The organism is Paenibacillus sp. J22R67, from assembly GCF_059692175.1.
Window position 1 is genome coordinate 1 of sequence record NZ_JCAUAX010000006.1, and the last position, 18,624, is coordinate 18,624.

The window sequence follows — 18,624 nt, forward strand, 5'->3', positions numbered from 1 at the left end:
CGCACGGCGGTGAGTAACGGGCGAATAAGCACGCTCGAGAGAGGCGAAAAGGCCGCCTCGGGTTGGAAACCCGGCGCTGCCGTCAACGAGCGGTCGGAAAAGGCCGTCTCAGCCGCACGGCGGGGAGTAACGGGCAAATAAGCACACTCCAGAGAGGCGAAAAGGCCGCCTCAACCGCAAGGCGGTGAGTAACGGGCGAATAAGCACGCTCGAGAGAGGCGAAAAGGCCGCCTCGGGTTGGAAACCCGGCGCTGCCGCCAACGAGCGGTCGGAAAAGGCCGTCTCATCAGCACGGCGGTGAGTAACGGGCGAATAAGCACGCTCGAGAGAGACGAAAGGCCGCCTCGGGTTGGAAACCCGGCGCTGCCGTCAACGAGCGGTCGGAAAAGGCCGTCTCAACCGCACGGCGGTGAGTAACGGGCGAATAAGCACGCTCGAGAGAGGCGAAAAGGCCGCCTCGGGTTGGAAACCCGGCGCTGCCGTCAACGAGCGGTCGGAAAAGGCCGTTTCAGCCGCACGGCGCTAATGGACCTAAGTTTTTAACTATTCGAAGGAGGGAGCCAAATGGCCATTTATAAAGCGTTGACGATCGCGGGCTCCGATAGCGGAGGGGGAGCAGGAATCCAGGCTGATCTTAAGACGTTCCAAGAGCTGGGCGTCTATGGCATGTCGGTGATTACTGCCGTAACAGCGCAGAATACGCTTGGCGTTCAAGGTGTGTACCCGATGAGCGGAGCAGCAGTGGAGCAGCAGCTAGCGTCTATTGGCGCTGATTTGCGTCCAGATGCGCTCAAAACCGGGATGCTGTTCTCCTCTGAAATTATCCAAATCGTAGCATCGGCGATAAAAAGCTACAAATGGGAGCGTATTGTCGTTGATCCCGTCATGATTGCCAAAGGAGGCGCCTCTTTGCTTCAGCAAGAAGCGATAGACGCCATGATTGAGCACCTGCTGCCACTGGCTGATGTGGTCACACCGAACATTCCGGAAGCGGAGGCACTTAGTGGAATATCCATCACGGATAGCGAGTCGCGTCAGCAAGCAGCAAGAAGAATTCATGCATACGGCTGTCAGTATGTGATGATCAAAGGTGGTCATGAAGCGGATACGGTGTACGCTACGGACCTGCTTTATGATGGGAAGTCATTCACTGAGTTTTCTTCCCGGCGTCTACATACACCGCATACGCATGGTACGGGCTGCACGTTTGCTGCGGCCGTCACTTCTGGGCTAGCGCAGGGTCTGCCAGCTTCTGAATCTCTACATTTGGCCAAAAATTTCATCCAAGCCGCTATTGCTGAACCACTGAACATTGGAAGCGGTCATGGGCCTACGAACCATTGGGCGTATCAACGCGCGCAAAGGCTAGACAGCACCACTACTGCCTCCAATACCATCATTGTGAGCCATGATGTTTATGCTGGAGGGACGCGATGAATAGCGAAGAACTGCGCAAAGCGCTGCGATTGTATTTGGTGATGGGCAGCCCGAACTGCGGAGGGGCTGACCCTTATGCGGTGCTGGAGGCGGCGATTGCCGGCGGCATCACGATGTTTCAGCTCCGCGAGAAAGGCGCCGGCGCCCTGCAAGGGCCGGCGCTGCTCGAGTTGGGCACCCGGCTGCGCCGCTTGTGCGCGCAGCACCAGATCCCTTTCATCGTCAACGATGATGAAAGGCTTGCTCTAGAGCTGGAGGCCGATGGTATTCACATCGGCCAAGAGGACGCTCCAGCCGCCGCCGTGCGGCAGCGGCTGAAGCCTATGATCGTGGGCGTGTCAGCCCACGATCTAACGGAGGCGCAGTCGGCGCTGGCCGAAGGCGCCGACTACCTGGGTGTAGGCCCCCAATACGCCACACGCACGAAGCTCGATGCGCGTGAGGTCCAGGGGCCTGCCATGATTGCCCGGATGCGCGATGGCGGCATCCGGCTGCCTTTGGTTGGCATCGGGGGCATCGATGCCACGAATGCCTCATCCGTCATCCGCGCTGGAGCGGATGGCGTAGCCGTTGTGAGCGCGATCGCTGGCGCGCGCTCCCCGAAGGAGGCAGCGTCGGAACTGGCCCGCATTTTAACAAAAACCATTTAGAAGGAGGTCATGATGTGATAACAAGCAATAACAGCAACCCCGTGAAAGACGTTCAAGTTTCTGCATTTCCTGGCAGTAAAAAGGTGTATGTACAAGGGTCCAGACCGGATATCCAAGTACCTGTGAGGGAAATTTCGCTCGGGACTTCCACGAATATTCACGGCGACGAAGTAGGGAATGAGCCTGTACATGTTTATGATACAAGCGGTATTTATACGGATATGGAAATAAATACCAATATTCGCCAAGGGCTGCCGGCTAATCGCTTGTCATGGATTGAGGAACGCGGGGACGTAGAAGCCTATGATGGACGTGAAGTAAAGCCGGAAGATAACGGACTCTCCTCACCGGATGCACGAGGGGCGGCGGAAGTATTCCCAGGCCTGCACAGGAGACCGCTCCGTGCTATAAAAGGCGCCAACGTGACACAGATGCACTACGCCCGCAAAGGCATCGTAACGCCTGAGATGGAGTACATTGCGATTCGCGAGAATCTAGATAGCGAGTTTGTGCGCAAAGAGGTCGCGCTAGGCCGCGCCATTATTCCTTCTAATATTAATCACCCGGAAAGCGAGCCTATGATCATCGGACGAAACTTTCTGGTAAAAATCAATGCGAACATTGGTAATTCCGCTGTCGCTTCTTCCATTGAGGAAGAGGTGGAGAAAATGACGTGGGCCACCCGCTGGGGCGCAGATACGATCATGGATTTATCGACAGGCAAAAACATACATACAACACGCGAATGGATTATCCGCAATTCACCGGTTCCAGTAGGTACGGTGCCTTTATACCAAGCGCTTGAAAAAGTAAACGGCAAAGCCGAGGACCTCTCCTGGGAAGTATATCGGGATACATTGATTGAGCAGGCGGAGCAAGGGGTCAGCTATTTCACGATTCATGCTGGTGTACTGCTGCGGTACATCCCAATGACGGCTCAGCGTGTGACAGGTATCGTGTCTCGCGGAGGATCGATTATGGCGGCATGGTGCTTGGCACATCACCAAGAGAACTTCCTGTATACGCATTTTGAAGAGATATGCGAAATTATGAAAGCCTACGACGTCGCCTTCTCCCTCGGCGATGGGCTGCGTCCCGGTTCGATCGCGGATGCGAACGACGAGGCGCAATTCGCCGAATTGGATACGCTCGGCGAACTGACCAAAATCGCTTGGCGCCATGACGTCCAAGTGATGGTTGAAGGGCCTGGTCATGTGCCGATGCACTTGATCAAGGAAAACATGGACCGTCAGCTGGAAATCTGCGATGAGGCGCCATTCTACACGCTAGGGCCGCTGACGACGGATATTGCGCCGGGCTACGACCACATCACCTCTGCCATAGGAGCGGCGATGATCGGTTCGTTCGGCACGGCGATGTTGTGTTATGTGACGCCGAAGGAGCATCTTGGCCTCCCGAACAAAGAGGACGTCCGTGTTGGTGTTGTCACGTACAAGATCGCTGCGCATGCCGCCGATCTTGCCAAAGGGCACCCTGGCGCGCAAATTCGCGACAACGCGCTGTCGAAGGCGCGCTTTGAGTTCCGCTGGCGCGATCAGTTCAATCTCTCGCTCGATCCGGAGCGAGCGGTCGAGTATCACGATGAGACGCTGCCGGCTGAAGGCGCGAAAACGGCACACTTTTGTTCCATGTGTGGACCGAAGTTTTGTTCCATGAGAATTACGCAGGATATCAGGCAATACGCGCATGCACAGGGGTTGGATGAAGCAGTCGCACTAAGCAGCGGGATGCAGGAGAAGTCCAAAGAGTTCCGTGAAGCAGGAAGCCAGATCTATAGCTAAATAATTATGGGACGTTTCCACCTTTCTTGGTGACAGAAACGTCCCTTTTTGCTACCATAGAGAATAAAGCTTAACTTCGGTAATTCGTTAACGCGTTGAAACATTTAAGTGAGGGGGTTGTCCATGAGCCATGCAGAAACGGCAATTGACATGATTTCCTTTTCGCATTATGATACGGTTAAAAAGATTTGACCGTCGTTTAATTAATCTCGTAAGAGATTAAGAGTTGACCAACAGACGCTTGTTTACACGGCAAAATTGGTACATAAGAGGGAGGTCGAATCCAGGATGAAGCTGCAACCGGTTTATATTATTGAAGAGTTAGAACAACTAAAAACGATTAGTGATCCACTGCGCGCCAAGGTGCTGCTTTATCTCATTGAGAAAGCGTATACCGGCCAACAATTGGCTAAACTACTAGGAATGGCGCGTGCTAAAGTACACTATCATTTGAATGAGTTGGAAAAGCATGGCTTGATTTCGGTCGTACGTACGGAGCTCAAAAATGGTATCGTACAAAAATTTTACCGAGCCGTCGCGCGTGGCTTTGTGCCTAGTGAAGCGCTGCTCCCCTATGTTTCCGAGGTAGAGAACTACTACCGTGAGAGAACGTTGAGCGTACTCGCACGTGCCAGACGCAGAGCGATTAATGCCCCGGAAGAGGCGTTTCAGATTCCATCTGCTGACCGTGCGCATTGGCCAATCATTATGACGCAGGTCGAAGTCAAAATGAGCAAGGAAAAATATGCGGAATGGCTTCGGAAGTTTCGCGCCCTTATTTTTGAACTGGATTCTCAGCAGGAAGAGAACGGGGAATGGTTTTATTTAACGACAGTCGGCTTCCAGACGAATGAGCCGTCTTTTGACCCCGTGGATGAAGTAAAGAAGTAGAGAAGTAGAGGAGAGATAAACATGTTAGATCCAAGAATAACGAAACTAGCTGATGTGCTTGTGAATTACTCGGTTAAAGCGCAGCCTGGAGAAAATATTTTGATCGAAGCTTATGGCATCGATAACGCGCTTGTCAAAGAGCTTGTGAAAAAAGTTCACGCAGCCGGCGCTCATCCTTACGTAAACGTACGAGATCATGCGGTAATTCGCCAGCTCGTTATGGAAGGAACAGAAGCTCAGATGCAAACTTGGGCGGATGTGGATGCTTTCCAAATGAAGAAAATGCAAGGCTACATTGGCGTGCGCGGCGGAGCTAACATTTATGAGCTATCGGATATCCCAGCCGACCGGATGAAGCTTTATAATTCCATCTACTATCAACAAGTTCATTTCGATGTTCGTATAAAGGATACAAGATGGGTCGTTCTTCGTTACCCGACTTCTTCTATGGCACAGCTGGCTAGCATGAGCACAGATGCTTTCGAAGAGTTCTACTTCAATGTTTGTACGATGGACTACGGCAAAATGTCCAAAGCGATGGACGCGTTGAAAGAGCTCATGGATCGCACGGATAAAGTGCGTCTGGTTGGTCCTGGAACGGATTTGACGTTCTCAATCAAAGGAATCGGCGGCGTGAAGTGCGACGGCGAATTGAACATTCCGGATGGCGAAGTTTACTCCGCACCGGTTCGTGATTCGGTGAACGGCATTATTTCCTACAATACGCCTACTCCGCATGACGGCTTTATTTTCGAAAACATCGTGCTTGAATTTGAAAATGGTAAAATCATTAAAGCGACGGCGAACGATACGGATCGCATTAATGAGATTTTCGATATGGACGAAGGCGCACGTTATATTGGGGAGTTCGCGATCGGCGTGAATCCTTATATCCAACATCCAATGAAGGATACGTTGTTCGATGAGAAAATCGATGGCAGCTTCCACTTCACGCCAGGCAACTGCTACGACGATGCTTACAACGGCAACAAGTCCTCGCTGCACTGGGATATCGTGAACATCCAACGTCCGGAATATGGCGGCGGCGAGATTTGGTTTGATGATGTGCTGATTCGTAAGGATGGCATTTTCGTTCTGCCTGAGCTATTGCAGCTGAACCCGGAGAATTTGAAGTAATTTGAGTGATGAAGCCCTCTTGATCCTGCACGCTGTGTGGGGGATGTGGGGGCTTTTTTGTTTTTGTTCTTGTGGCGGCGTTTAGGTAGCTTGGTGGGATGTGTGACTGGGTTAACGTTGTTAAACAACGTTAACGTAGGCATGATGAGGAGAACTAGCTACTCTAAGAGTATTTATCAGCGTTAAAGTGGCAGTAGTGCATGATACAGATGTGTGCGAAGAAGGTAACGATGTTTCTCATCCCAAGGTGAGAAACAAGCAGCCCCAGTCCACGACTGGGGCCACATGCTGATGCTGCGTACACGATCAACCCCGCCGCTGCTGCGCCTGATACTGACGCGGAGGAAGGCCGACCGCTTTTTTGAAGGTGCGGATGAAGTTAGAGTAGTCATTAAATCCGGCCAACTGGCATGTATCCGTAACGGTAGAACCTTCGCGGAGCAGCTGCTTCGCTTTGTTAATGCGCTTAAATAGAATATGCTCATGAATGGTGCTGCCCGTATGTTTCTTGAATAAACGGCAAAGATAGGAGCGATTCATAAACACAACATGCTCAAGCACTTCGAGCGACAGATCCTGATCCAGATTTTCATCAATATACGTAAAAAGGGAAGACAGCTTGTCAGGAATCATGACCTGATCATCCTGTTTGCCTTGATTGAGGAAGATCCTGTTAATAAACACCAGCAGCTCGGTAAAAGCAGCCACAAACAAAATGTCCGATCCAGGCAACGCCTGAGGGCGCGTGTACATCTCCATACGCTCGAATATCTTCAAGAAGTCGTCTATTTGCTGGGGATTCAGACGCATCCGATTTTGTTCACCGAACTTGCGGTTATTGAAGCAGTGCAGCAAATCAAACTGCGAAGAATTTATGTTTGCGAGCAGCGTAGGATTAAAGTGGATGACGCAGTTCTCATACCGCTGTTTTTTGGATTGGAAATTAGGCCTGTGAAGCTCGTTGCTGTGCATAATCAATAGATCGCCATACTGCAAATGATAGATTTGCTTTTCGATAAAATAGTGTACATCCCCGGTTAGGAAAAAATAGATTTCATATTGATCTTGATGCTGATGAAAATCCATTGGACGCGGTTCATTCGTCACGGTATGCCGGAAATTGATCATCTGATGAAGATTTTGGTATAGATCCTGCATGAGAGGCTCTCCTCTATTAAACTGGAGTCAATATTAGCAAACTTTTGCCCAATTAATGCAATGAATACGTTTTTATTATACTGCAAAATAAAGAAGAGTTAAACAAACAAGCTATTTTACTTCTACAACGATGATCGATACTCTAAGGAGGATTCAATATGAAATTGTCTATTTTTACTGTTGCAACACCTGACTTAACACCTGAGGAACTGGCAAAAGCGGCCAACGCAGCCGGTATTGAAGGGATTGAATGGCGTTTTAAAGATACTCCTGCGGAAGTGGCGAACGAGAAGCCGTCTTTCTGGCGTAATAACCTTTGCTCCATTGACCCAAGTGCTTCTGATGAAGAGCTGGAGCGTTTCAGACTCATTGCCGTTAACAATAACCTAGTAAATTTAAGCGTTACTCCATATTTAAATAACTGTAATGTTGATGAGACTGAGAATGTGTTTAAAGCCGCGAAAAAAGTAGGAGCGTCATTCATCCGTTGTGGAGTTCCTAATTATGATAAAAGCGTAAACTATAACGATTTGTTTGCAAAAGCTACGGACTATTTGCACCATGTGCAAGAGTTTTCCCAGCAATATGGCATCAAAGCTCTGGCTGAAATCCACCATAATACGATTACTCCGAGCGCAGGGTTGTCTCATCGCCTAGTTTCGCAGTTTAATCCAGACCACATCGGCGTGCTGCATGATGCAGGCAACATGGTGCATGAAGGCTACGAGAACTACCGCATGGGTCTTGAGCTGTTAGGGCCATACCTTGCTCACGTACATGTGAAAAATGCGCAATGGATACCGACAGGTGAAACACAAGACGGCATTAAGCTTTGGAAAAGCGAGTGGGCACCGATTGACGCAGGTATCGTGAATTGGAAACAGCTGCTTGCTGATCTGAAAGCAGTTGGCTACGACGGCTACCTCGGAATCGAAGATTTCAGCAGTCAATACGGCTCGCAAGAGATGCTAAGCAATTTCTCTTCCAAAGTGAAAGAATGGTTGGCATAAGTTATTAAGACAAAGCCCCACTCGCTAAGGCTTCGGCTAAGGTGCGTGGGGCTTTTTTTGCATGGATGCCAGCATTTGGGTAATGAGCCATATTGACAGTCTGCAAACCCCCGTGTGACAATAAGGGAAGGTACAATAAAACAAAAGGCATAACAACAAAATAATTCAAAAAGTGAGTGAGCGCGATGATGGATCGGCTGGAGCAGGATACCGGACAATCGCATAGAACCCTCTTTTTTAAAAAAGGGACCGTATGGAAGAGAACATCTTCCGTACGGTCCCTTTCTTTTGTTAAAGCGAGAAAGGATCTGATTAGACATGGCGATGGTATATAAAGAAAAGCAGCAACAAGATGACGGAGGAGGTAAGACTCCTGTGAAATTAGATGGTGAACAGTTAACGCCGGCCTTAGTGGCCGCCGTTGCTTACGAGGGAACGCCTGTGGCACTGGAGGATGAAGCTATGAAGCGCGTGGTGAAGTGCCGCGCTATGGTGGAGGAGCTAGTCGCGACAGGCCAAGTGGTTTATGGCGTCACGACGGGCTTCGGGAAATTCAGCGATGTGCGCATTTCCCCGCAAGACGCGGTGCAGCTGCAGCTCAATCTGATCCGCAGCCATGCGTGCGCAGTGGGCAGGCCGCTGCCGGAACCGACCGTGCGGGCGTTGATGCTGCTGCGCGCAAACGCGCTGGCCAAAGGACACTCCGGCATCCGGCTGGAAACGCTGCAGCTGCTGGTTGATTGCATCAATTGCGGCGTGCATCCCATTGTGCCGGAGCAGGGCTCGCTAGGCGCTAGTGGAGACTTGGCGCCGCTGTCTCATCTGGCGCTCGTGCTGATGGGCGAGGGCGAGGCCATCTACCAAGGGCAGCGCCTGCCGGGCGCGTTAGCGCTGGACAAAGCAGGCCTGAAGCCGATTACGCTTCAGGCGAAAGAAGGGCTTGCCTTAATCAACGGCACGCAAATTATGGCCTCGATCGGCACGCTAGCCTTCGTCAAAGCGGAGCGTCTCGCACGGATCGCCGACGTCATCGCAGCGATGACTGTGGAGTGCTTGCGCGGTATCCCGGATGCTTTTGCCGATGAAGTACAGCGTGTACGCCCTTATCCGGAGCAGATCGGGGTAGCAGGCAACCTGCGTACGCTGCTGCAAGGCAGCAAGCTGACGACGCGCCAGGGTGAGATCCGCGTGCAGGATGCCTATTCTTTGCGCTGCTTGCCGCAGGTTCATGGTGCGACGCGCCAAGTTCTTGGTTATGCGGGAGATAAGATCGCCATAGAGATTAATTCAGCGACAGATAATCCATTATTATTCGTGGATAAGGGGCTTGTTATCTCGGGAGGCAATTTCCATGGGCAGCCGATTGCTTTTGCGATGGATTTTCTGAAAATCGGAATGAGTGAGCTTGCGAACATATCGGAGCGCCGCACAGAGCGGCTGGTGAATCCGGCGTTATCCGGCGGACTGCCTGCTTTTCTCAGTCATAACCCCGGAGTTGGCTCCGGTATGATGATTACACAGTATGTCAGTGCGTCGCTCGTTTCGGAGAATAAAGTGCTTGCACACCCTTCCAGCGTGGATTCCATCCCGTCTTCGGCGAATCAGGAGGACCATGTGTCGATGGGGACAACGGCAGCGCGCCATGCGGCTCAGGTGATTGACAATGTGTCGAAGGTGCTGGCGATCGAACTCATCTGCGCAGCTGAAGCCGCTGAATTCCTTGGGGCGGAAGGGCTTGCCCCCGCGACTCGTGTGTTGTATGACAAACTGCGAGCGGTCGTTCCGCCCGTTATAGAGGATCGCTCCACTTCTCGTGAGATTGAGGAAGTAGCTTCTGCGCTACTAGAAGGCGAATGGCTGCAAGCAGTTGAGGCAGTTACCGGTTCGTTATTTTAAAATCAAAGGAGATGCTGATATGACGAATACTAACCACATGAAAAGAGTAATCCGCGCCCCTCGGGGCACAGATTTATCCTGCAAAGGCTGGGTGCAGGAAGCGGCGATGCGTATGCTGATGAACAATCTGGACCCTGAGGTCGCAGAGCGCCCGGAGGATCTTGTGGTATATGGTGGTATCGGCAAAGCAGCACGAAATTGGCCGGCGTTTGACGCTATTGTGCGTGAGCTCCAGCTTTTGGACAACGATGAAACCTTGCTCATCCAATCGGGCAAGCCAGTAGGTGTTTTCAAAACCCATGAACGAGCACCCCGCGTGCTGCTGTCTAATTCGGTGCTCGTGCCCAAATGGGCGAATTGGGAGCATTTCCGCGAGCTGGAAGCGAAGGGATTGATGATGTACGGGCAAATGACGGCGGGCAGCTGGATTTACATCGGCACGCAGGGCATTCTGCAAGGCACCTTCGAAACATTCGCTGAAGCGGCCAGACAGCATACTGGGGGGACTTTGCAAGGCACATTGACCTTGACAGCGGGTCTTGGCGGCATGGGCGGGGCACAGCCATTAGCCGTCACGATGAATGAGGGAGTCGTCATCGCCGTTGAGGTCGATCGTACCCGGATCGAGCGCCGCATTCAGACCCGCTATTGCGATGTGCTCGCAGAAACGTTGGATGAAGCGCTTCTCCTCGCCGAGAAAGCGATGGAAGCTGGGAAGCCGCTCGCTATAGGACTTCTGGGCAACGCATCAGAGGTGTATCCGGAATTTGTGCGTCGCGGGATTAAGCCGCATTTTGTAACGGATCAGACTTCGGCTCATGATCCGCTAATCGGTTATATCCCGGCTGGCATGACGCTTGAGGAAGCAGCCGAGATCCGGCAGCGCGACCCTGAAACGTACGTGCAGCTTTCCAAAAACAGCATCGCCGTGCATGTGCAAGCGATGCTCGATCTGCAAAAGATGGGTTCCATTGTATTCGATTATGGCAACAACATTCGTCAGGTTGCGTTCGATCAAGGCGTAGCTACTGCTTTTGATTTCCCGGGCTTCGTTCCTGCGTATATCAGGCCGCTGTTCTGTGAAGGCAAAGGGCCTTTCCGCTGGGTAGCACTTTCCGGCGATCCAGAGGACATTCGCAAAACCGACGAGCTTGTGCTGCGCCTCTTCCCGGATAACGCCCACTTGCATCGTTGGATTAAAATGGCGGGTGAACGCGTCGCCTTCCAAGGGCTGCCGGCGAGGATTTGCTGGCTGGGTTATGGCGAGCGCGAGAAATTCGGCCTCGCGCTTAACGAGATGGTCCGGAGCGGAGAGCTGAAGGCGCCAATTGTAATTGGCCGCGATCATCTGGACTGCGGTTCCGTCGCGTCGCCGAATCGTGAAACGGAAGCGATGAAGGACGGCTCTGATGCTGTTGGCGACTGGGCGATATTGAATGCATTAATCAACACGTCAGCAGGCGCCTCTTGGGTTTCTATCCACCATGGCGGCGGCGTAGGCATGGGTTATTCGCTTCACGCAGGCATGGTCGTGGTGGCGGATGGTACAGAGGCAGCGGCAGAGAGACTGCGCAGCGTACTGACCTCTGACCCTGGCATGGGCGTTATCCGCCATGTGGATGCCGGTTATGACGAAGCGGTCGAAACGGCGGAGAAACACGGCATCCGCATCCCGATGCGCGAGCAGGGTTAGGAAGGAGGAGCGAGGATGGAACGAGTTGATTTGCTCCTCACCGGTATTAGTAGTTTGGTGACCCCGCAGGGAAATAGGCCACGCTGCGGACAGTACATGAAAGAGGTAGGCGAGATCAAAGATGCAGTGATCGCCATCAAGCAGGGGAGAATTGTTTGGTTCGGACCCGCGAATGAGATTCAGGAGCAGCTTGCAGGGAGTGAAATTGCGGTGACGATGGACGTCGGCGGACGGCTAGTCACACCGGGTCTTATTGATCCGCATACGCATCTGGTGCATGGGGGCTCCCGTGAGCATGAGCTGGTGTTAAAACGGTCTGGAGTCCCGTATTTGGACATTTTAGCGCAGGGGGGAGGCATCCTTCATACCGTGAAATCCACACGTGCGGCAAGTGAGCAGGAGCTGTATGAGAAGGCGCGTCGCAGTCTCGATGAAATGCTTCTGAATGGTGTTACAACCGTTGAAGCAAAGAGTGGCTACGGTTTATCCTTAGAAGCGGAATTAAAGCAGTTGCGTGTTGCCAAGCGCTTGAATGCGACACATGCTGTTGATGTCGTATCGACATTTATGGGAGCGCATGCGGTGCCGGAGGAATTTAAAGGTCGCAGCGAGGCCTTCGTTGATTATCTAGTGAACGTTATGCTGCCCAAAGTGGCCGAGGAGGGCCTTGCGGAGTTTTGCGACGTGTTTTGTGAGGCGGGCGTTTTCTCTGTTGAGGAGTCGCGCCGTATCTTAATGGAAGCACAGCGTCTAGGACTGCGCTCGAAGATCCACGCGGATGAAATCGTGCCGCTCGGTGGTGCCGAGTTGGCGGGAGAGGTAGGGGCGATATCCGCTGAGCATCTGCTGACTGCAACGGATAAAGGACTTGCAGCGCTTGCCGCGAGCGGCGTTATTCCGGTGCTGCTTCCGGGCACATCGTTCAATCTCGGCCTAGCCACGCATGCGCGCGCGCGTGACATGATAGACAAGTACGACCTGCCGGTGGCTCTGTCCACGGATTATAACCCGGGTTCCTGTCCGACAGAGTCGATTCAGCTCATCATGATGCTGGCGTCGCTTAACTTGAAAATGACCCCAGAGGAAATTCTGACCGCCTGCACGATCAACGCGGCGAATGCGCTGGGGCGCGGGGACGATATCGGATCGATTGAGGTGGGCAAACGCGCGGATCTAACGATTTTCGATGCGCCTAATATCGCGTATCTGCCGTATCATTTTGGGATTAATCACACCTACGGCGTGATGAAAAATGGGGAAATGGTCGTATGGAACCGCATGCTTGTGAGGGCGACTGAAGGAGAGGTGGAAGTCGTATGAGCCACGAAATTCCTTTTTTGAAATCACCCGATCAAGCTGCGTTCCGTGATCATATGGAAACCAAAGTAGCTGGGTGGATTCGTCCATGGAACGGTCACGAGGAGCTTCTCGCAGGGATCGTTGGCGTCCCTTTATCCAAGTCGTCGATCTCGCATTCAGGCGCTTCGACGACTCCTGCCGCGGTTCGCGCGGCATTCAAGTCATTTACGACCTATTCGATGGAATATGGGGTCGATTTGCAGGATTTGGCTGTCCGTGACCTCGGCGATATCCAGATGCATGTGACCGACATCGCGGAATGCCATCGCCGTATTGAGGAGAGTCTTCGGTCTCTGTACACGGAGCAGCCTAATCTGATCCCGATTATTGTCGGCGGCGATCATTCGACGAGCTATCCGTCGATCAAAGCCTTTGCTGGCCGATATCCAGGCCAGAAGGTAGGCATCATCCACTTTGATGCGCACCATGATGTGCGCAACTTCGAGGATGGCGGGGTGACCAACGGTACGCCGTTTCGCGGCATCCTGGAGTCGGGTGTGGTTCACGGACCTAACATCGTGCAAATCGGAATCCGGGGGTTTATGAACTCTAAGCCGTATCATGACTATGTGATAAGCAAAGGCGTGCACGTGTATACCTCACGGGATGTAAGACGCATGGGGATTGACGCCGTACTTGGTGAGGCGATTCAGCTTGCTGGGAAAGATACGGATGTACTGTACGTGAGTTTTGATGTAGATGTGATCGACCAGGCCTATGCGCCGGGCTGTCCGGCGATCGGCACTGGCGGGATGCACCCGTGGGACGCCATGGATGCCCTTCATCGCTTAGGAGCGCTTCCGAAGGTGCAGGGGTTGGATTTTGTCTGCATCGATCCAACTGTTGACGTGCGGAATGTGACTTCGCGCCTTGCGGTGCAGTTCATGCTCAGCTTCCTGGCGGGAGTGGCCTTGCGGCCGGTTTAACTACTTTATAAGGTTTTGTGAGGCACTTGCCAATAGGTTGGCGGGTGTCTTTTTTATGGCTAATTCGTAAACCTTTATGGAAACTAGTGGGAAACGCTATCCCAAACGCCTGATAAATTGTACAATGATAGGATGTCATTAAAAGTTGAAGTTGTTTTTCTTTTCGGAAAGGATGAAGAAAATGGACAAGCGCAAGAGCGCCAAAAATCAGAATGAGGCTTATGTAGGGGAGGAGTTTGGACCCGAGCTTACAATTCCGCTTTCACTCGCTGACTGTCTTGTTCGATTAACGAAAGGCGATCTTACGGAAATTCGGACTAATTTGGAGATTAAAGGTGTAAGCACATTAAAAAAACAGGATTTAGCTATTGCATTGGTGGAGCATATTCCAAACACGCTGCCCAATCTATTTCATAAATTCGATGACAAACGCTATCAAATTATGAAACAAATTGCTGGGCGCGGCGGTGTTGCCCCAAGTACGATGATTGATGTTGATCAGATTTCTTATTTCACGGAGCGGGGACTGCTTTTCGCTGGCATGCACAATGGGATACCTGCCATAGCCATGCCTCAGGAAGTGCGTGAAAGCTTTCAGAAGCTGGATTACAAATACTTCCGCGAGAAGTTTCAAAGAAATGCGGAATGGATTAAGCTCACGAACGGCCTTTTGTATTACTATGGCCATCTCAGCAAGGAAGAGCTGTTTGGACTCGTTGAAAGCTATATGGGGACAAAATTGTACCCGAATGAATACTTAGCAGTTGTAGAGGATTCGATTCTGTTCTATATGCAAATTATGCCGGACTCCAGGGGCTATCATAACGTCCTGTTGAACAATCCGAAACAAGTGCAGCAGGAGCAGGAGTCTCGATTGAGTGTCTCCCTGTATCCATTCACCAAAGAGCAGCTTCTAGCTGCTGGGGAGCAAGAATTTGTAGATCGTACTCCGGCACACAAAGCGTTTGTAGACTTCATTCGCAAAAACTATACGATTTCGTATGAAGAGGCAGACTTTATCGTAGAAGATTGTGTAGATCATATCCGTAATGGAGCAACTCCGGGCTTTCTGCTTCAATCGATCCAACAGGATCTTGAAATCAATGACCTAGAGCTGACAAAGAGCTTTATGAATCACATTTCAGCTCTGAATAATACGACAAGACAATGGTTTCTCAAGGGCTATTCACCAAGTGAGCTAGCCCCTGCCAAACCTCTGGCAGTGCTCCAGAAACCTTATGCCCAGGCGGATGTCATTGACATGAAAACGCGCGCGAAGGTAGGCAGGAACGACCCTTGCACATGCGGAAGCGGTAAGAAGTTTAAGAAGTGCTGTGCGGGTTAATCATTTCGATTAGTAACCTTAACCTGGCTCAATAGCCGCTAAACCGTCAACCGTCAAGACAATATGTCTTGGCGGTTTTTTTGTGTTAGGGAGATCCAGTGGGCAACTATGATCCTCTGTTTGACCAATATCGAACATCCGCTACACGCACCACTGCCACTTTAACGCTGAAAAACATTCATAGAGTAGCTAATTTCCTCAATGCGTTCCAACAGACGGAACGAGCTATTACTCCGCAATATCTGAAATAGAGGGAAAAACTACCGCTATTCTCCACTGTACTGTGGAAGGGAATGAATTAGCGGTAGAAACTCCATCTAAATCGTCGGTAGCCGTCCCCAATTTGGTATATTAGAGAAATTAGCATTATAAATTCCAGTTAATTGGGTAAATCTGCATGAATTGCGGAAAATAGCAGGAGTAATTGGCGTTAATTACAAGTAGTCCACCTACTTAGGGGAGCTCTAGTTTCTCTAGCTAGTTACTGAAATGCTCCCATTTCGCTCAAGTAGCTCCCTGTAGTTCAGTTATCCTCTCACAATCTCGCTCAGAGCTCTTTAGACTACCCGTTAGTTGTCGCAACAACGCCTCCCTCATTGAACAGAAACGTCAAATTGTTGATATTGCCTCGTCGGTTTTGTAAGATGGAAATCAGATAAAAGAGTGCCCGAAAGGAGGCAGCCCATGGCGCGTTCAAAGTCGCTTTGGTTATTAGTGGGATGGTTTCTGGTTGCTGCAGCGGGCTTGCTCGTTCTGCAATGGACCGGTGTATGGGCTCGCTTAGACTTAAGCCGAATGACGGAATGGCTGCGGAATTCAGGTCCGCTTGGCGGGCTTTTGTACATCATTGTTTACACGCTGCGTCCCTTGATACTGTTTCCGGCAACGCCGTTGACGCTGTATGGGGGCTATGTGTTTGGCGCCTTTTGGGGGACCGTTTACGATATCATTGGAGCGGGTGCTGGTGCGATGCTTTCTTTTTATATAACGCGAAAATGGGGCAGAAACGGCTTTCAACGGATATTGCGTAATAAGAAGTTGCAATCTTTTGATCAGAAGGCCGAAGAGAAAGGGTTTATGGTTGTGTTGTACATGCGCTTGATGCCCTTTTTTCCGTTTGACGGTGTCAGTTACGGGGCAGGACTTTCCAAAATCCGCTTTTGGGACTACACATGGGGAACGCTCATTGGTATAATTCCAGGAGCAGTGGTCTATAACGTGTTTGGCGCATCGCTGCAAGATATTGGATCTGGTAAATTTTATGCAGCGGTTGGGATGTATGTCCTATTTGCATTAATTCCGTTGCTTTTGAAAAGAAGACAGACTGTACGCAATCGAAACCAAGCCTAACGAACATGGGAATCTAGATTATCATCAGAGGAGAAATCAGATATGCAGAGGAAAACATTATACAAAGACTTATTCTGGGGCTTCGGGGCGGCGTGTGTGCTGCTAATTGGGTTTATCATTTTATGGCAGAGCATATCGTCCAGTTGGTTACAAGCATTTGATGAAGGGATTGCCAGCGCCGTTCAGTCACTTCGAAGTGACGGGCTAACACCTGCTGTGAAATTGATTACTACACTTGGAAAAGCAAAAGCAGAAAGTATCGTCTTCCTAGTGGTTGCTGCAATCTTGTTGTTTAAGCTTAAACAGAGATGGGAGACACTTGTGCTGTTCATAGGTGTTCTGGCTACGTGGGGGCTTAACATTGTGATCAAAGGTTTAATTGAACGCGAACGCCCTGCAGGACCATGGTTAATTGAGGAAACAGGGTTCAGCTTCCCTAGCGGGCATGCGATGGTGTCTATTTTATTTTACGGATTAATAGGTTATTTGGTGTGGATCAATGTGCGCAGAGGATGGAAGGCAGCGTGGCTGGTACCAGTTCTGACAGTTGCACTGATTCTTTGTATTGGATTAAGCCGAATTTATTTAGGCGTACATTATCCCAGCGATGTGCTAGCTGGATTCGCAGCAGGCGGCACCAGTCTGACCGCATGCATCATGGCGATAAACCGTATCACAGATCGCAGAACCCGTGCTCAGCAAAGGTTGGGGCGGCCAAATCGGCCAGACTACAACATGCCTGCTTAGACGAAGGCGAGGCCTGTTTACAAAAAAGAAAGGCATAAAGTGCTGCCAAAGTCATACACTTTTAGTAAGTAAGAGGAGCACTAAAGACATAGTTCACATCGGGGACAACGCCTTCCAGGGGTTCGTCCTTTTTCTTTTGCTTCCAGGACGTTGTATAATTAATCCATCGGCAGATGACTCAGAAAGAAGGGATGACTATGCTGAAACTAAGTATTCTTGATCAATCACCGGTTTCTTCCGGTTTTACGCATAGCGACGCGCTGCAGCAAACAATCCGGCTGGCGCAGTTGGCTGATCGTCTAGGCTACACGAGATTCTGGGTGTCGGAGCATCATAACTCGCAGGGTCTCGCCGGCTCGTCCCCGGAGGTGCTGCTGTCCACACTGGCGGCACGCACAAACCGCATAAGGCTCGGCTCAGGCGGCGTGCTGCTGCCGCATTACAGTTCCTACAAGGTCGCTGAGAACTTCCGTATGCTCGAAGCGCTTTATCCGGGGCGCATCGACCTCGGCATCGGGCGTGCACCTGGCGGCACGCCGCATACGGCCAAAGCGCTGAGAGGAGTCAGCGCCGATCTGTTCGAAGGTCTTGAGCGGTTCCCCGCGCAAGTCACGGATCTGCTCGGGTTCCTCACCGATTCGGTGGAACCCGGTCATGTGTTCGAGGGCATCCGCGCCACCCCTATGGTGGCTGGAGTGCCCCAGGTGTGGCTGCTCGGCTCCACCGGGCAGAGCGGGGTGTACGCCTCGCAAGCAGGAGCAGCGTTCTGCTTCGCGCACTTCATCAACGGAGCAGGCGGACAGCAAGCGGTGCGCAGCTACCGCAGCTCGTTCAAGCCCTCCGCGCTGAATGTCGTGCCGCAGGCGACGGTCTGCATTTATGTGCTCTGCGCTGAAACGCAGGCAGAGGCAGAAGAACTTGCCGCTTCCATCGATTTGCGCATTCTGCAAATGGAAAAAGGCGAGTTCACCGGAGTGAAATCGCCTGAAGAAGCGGCTGAGTATGTTTACTCGGATTGGGATCAAACCCGAGTAAGGGATAATCGGTCCCGGATGATTATCGGCGATCCCGGGCAAGTCCGGGAACAGATGCTGAACTTGGCGAGCAGCTACCAAGTGGATGAAGTCATGGTCGTTGCGGGTGGTTACCTGCCTGAGACGAGGCAGCGGACGATTGAACTGCTGGCCGAAGCGTTCGATCTCGCTGCACTCAAAGTCTGATTT

At 51.4% G+C, this 18,624-nt stretch carries 15 protein-coding genes; 14 read left to right on the forward strand and 1 reads right to left on the reverse strand.

Features of this window, described 5'->3' with window-relative positions:
* The first annotated feature begins 564 nt into the window (after positions 1-564).
* The 5 genes from thiD (at position 565) to AC58VC_RS22115 (ending at position 5,917) form a co-directional block, all read left to right on the forward strand.
* A complete protein-coding gene (thiD, locus tag AC58VC_RS22095) occupies positions 565-1,437 on the forward strand; it encodes a bifunctional hydroxymethylpyrimidine kinase/phosphomethylpyrimidine kinase (RefSeq protein ID WP_497371384.1) in 873 nt (290 codons plus the stop codon).
* Positions 1,434-2,087, forward strand: a complete 654-nt coding sequence (thiE, locus tag AC58VC_RS22100) for a thiamine phosphate synthase (RefSeq protein ID WP_497371386.1) — start codon at positions 1,434-1,436, stop codon at positions 2,085-2,087. Before thiD ends, thiE begins: the two co-directional genes overlap by 4 nt.
* A 14-nt stretch (positions 2,088-2,101) precedes the next feature.
* Positions 2,102-3,889, forward strand: coding sequence for a phosphomethylpyrimidine synthase ThiC (gene thiC, locus AC58VC_RS22105; RefSeq protein ID WP_497371388.1), 1,788 nt, complete (start codon positions 2,102-2,104; stop codon positions 3,887-3,889).
* Positions 3,890-4,177: 288 nt separating this feature from the next.
* The gene (locus AC58VC_RS22110) at positions 4,178-4,780 is read left to right on the forward strand and encodes an ArsR/SmtB family transcription factor (RefSeq protein ID WP_497371390.1); all 603 of its coding nucleotides are present in this window, start codon (positions 4,178-4,180) and stop codon (positions 4,778-4,780) included.
* 21 nt (positions 4,781-4,801) lie between these two features.
* A complete protein-coding gene (locus AC58VC_RS22115; RefSeq protein WP_497371392.1) occupies positions 4,802-5,917 on the forward strand; it encodes an aminopeptidase in 1,116 nt (371 codons plus the stop codon).
* 306 nt (positions 5,918-6,223) lie between these two features.
* On the opposite strand, the gene AC58VC_RS22120 is transcribed toward AC58VC_RS22115, so the two are convergent.
* Positions 6,224-7,075: a helix-turn-helix domain-containing protein gene (locus tag AC58VC_RS22120; RefSeq protein WP_497371394.1), complete on the reverse strand. Its 852-nt coding sequence runs from the start codon at positions 7,073-7,075 to the stop codon at positions 6,224-6,226.
* A 158-nt stretch (positions 7,076-7,233) separates the two neighbouring features.
* Between AC58VC_RS22120 and AC58VC_RS22125 the strand changes: the two genes are divergently transcribed.
* The 9 genes from AC58VC_RS22125 (at position 7,234) to AC58VC_RS22165 (ending at position 18,621) form a co-directional block, all read left to right on the forward strand.
* Complete coding sequence (locus tag AC58VC_RS22125; protein WP_497371396.1) at positions 7,234-8,085, forward strand: sugar phosphate isomerase/epimerase family protein; 852 nt, start codon at positions 7,234-7,236, stop codon at positions 8,083-8,085.
* A 324-nt stretch (positions 8,086-8,409) separates the two neighbouring features.
* Positions 8,410-9,981, forward strand: coding sequence for a histidine ammonia-lyase (gene hutH, locus AC58VC_RS22130; RefSeq protein WP_497372124.1), 1,572 nt, complete (start codon positions 8,410-8,412; stop codon positions 9,979-9,981).
* A 19-nt stretch (positions 9,982-10,000) separates the two neighbouring features.
* Complete coding sequence (hutU, locus tag AC58VC_RS22135) at positions 10,001-11,674, forward strand: urocanate hydratase (RefSeq protein WP_497371398.1); 1,674 nt, start codon at positions 10,001-10,003, stop codon at positions 11,672-11,674.
* 15 nt (positions 11,675-11,689) lie between these two features.
* The gene (gene hutI / locus AC58VC_RS22140) at positions 11,690-12,994 is read left to right on the forward strand and encodes an imidazolonepropionase (RefSeq protein ID WP_497371400.1); all 1,305 of its coding nucleotides are present in this window, start codon (positions 11,690-11,692) and stop codon (positions 12,992-12,994) included.
* Positions 12,991-13,959, forward strand: a complete 969-nt coding sequence (hutG, locus tag AC58VC_RS22145) for a formimidoylglutamase (protein WP_497371401.1) — start codon at positions 12,991-12,993, stop codon at positions 13,957-13,959. The genes hutI and hutG overlap by 4 nt, the downstream gene beginning before the upstream one ends.
* 181 nt (positions 13,960-14,140) lie before the next feature.
* Positions 14,141-15,304, forward strand: a complete 1,164-nt coding sequence (locus AC58VC_RS22150) for a YecA/YgfB family protein (RefSeq protein WP_497371403.1) — start codon at positions 14,141-14,143, stop codon at positions 15,302-15,304.
* A 684-nt stretch (positions 15,305-15,988) separates the two neighbouring features.
* Complete coding sequence (locus tag AC58VC_RS22155; protein ID WP_497371405.1) at positions 15,989-16,654, forward strand: TVP38/TMEM64 family protein; 666 nt, start codon at positions 15,989-15,991, stop codon at positions 16,652-16,654.
* A gap of 42 nt (positions 16,655-16,696) precedes the next feature.
* On the forward strand, positions 16,697-17,401 hold the full coding sequence (locus AC58VC_RS22160) for a phosphatase PAP2 family protein (protein WP_497371407.1): 705 nt from the start codon (positions 16,697-16,699) through the stop codon (positions 17,399-17,401).
* 197 nt (positions 17,402-17,598) lie between these two features.
* A complete protein-coding gene (locus AC58VC_RS22165; protein ID WP_497371409.1) occupies positions 17,599-18,621 on the forward strand; it encodes an LLM class flavin-dependent oxidoreductase in 1,023 nt (340 codons plus the stop codon).
* Positions 18,622-18,624: the final 3 nt, after the last annotated feature.

What these genes read in the sequence shown, in the direction of transcription:
- thiD (WP_497371384.1), top strand. Translation starts at nt 565, where the DNA reads ATGGCCATTTATAAAGCGTTGACGATCGCGGGCTCCGATAGCGGAGGG.
- thiE (WP_497371386.1), top strand. Translation starts at nt 1,434, where the DNA reads ATGAATAGCGAAGAACTGCGCAAAGCGCTGCGATTGTATTTGGTGATG.
- AC58VC_RS22110 (WP_497371390.1), top strand. Translation starts at nt 4,178, where the DNA reads ATGAAGCTGCAACCGGTTTATATTATTGAAGAGTTAGAACAACTAAAA.
- AC58VC_RS22115 (WP_497371392.1), top strand. Translation starts at nt 4,802, where the DNA reads ATGTTAGATCCAAGAATAACGAAACTAGCTGATGTGCTTGTGAATTAC.
- AC58VC_RS22120 (WP_497371394.1), bottom strand. Translation starts at nt 7,075, where the DNA reads ATGCAGGATCTATACCAAAATCTTCATCAGATGATCAATTTCCGGCAT.
- AC58VC_RS22125 (WP_497371396.1), top strand. Translation starts at nt 7,234, where the DNA reads ATGAAATTGTCTATTTTTACTGTTGCAACACCTGACTTAACACCTGAG.
- hutH (WP_497372124.1), top strand. Translation starts at nt 8,410, where the DNA reads ATGGTATATAAAGAAAAGCAGCAACAAGATGACGGAGGAGGTAAGACT.
- hutU (WP_497371398.1), top strand. Translation starts at nt 10,001, where the DNA reads ATGACGAATACTAACCACATGAAAAGAGTAATCCGCGCCCCTCGGGGC.
- hutI (WP_497371400.1), top strand. Translation starts at nt 11,690, where the DNA reads ATGGAACGAGTTGATTTGCTCCTCACCGGTATTAGTAGTTTGGTGACC.
- hutG (WP_497371401.1), top strand. Translation starts at nt 12,991, where the DNA reads ATGAGCCACGAAATTCCTTTTTTGAAATCACCCGATCAAGCTGCGTTC.
- AC58VC_RS22150 (WP_497371403.1), top strand. Translation starts at nt 14,141, where the DNA reads ATGGACAAGCGCAAGAGCGCCAAAAATCAGAATGAGGCTTATGTAGGG.
- AC58VC_RS22155 (WP_497371405.1), top strand. Translation starts at nt 15,989, where the DNA reads ATGGCGCGTTCAAAGTCGCTTTGGTTATTAGTGGGATGGTTTCTGGTT.
- AC58VC_RS22160 (WP_497371407.1), top strand. Translation starts at nt 16,697, where the DNA reads ATGCAGAGGAAAACATTATACAAAGACTTATTCTGGGGCTTCGGGGCG.
- AC58VC_RS22165 (WP_497371409.1), top strand. Translation starts at nt 17,599, where the DNA reads ATGCTGAAACTAAGTATTCTTGATCAATCACCGGTTTCTTCCGGTTTT.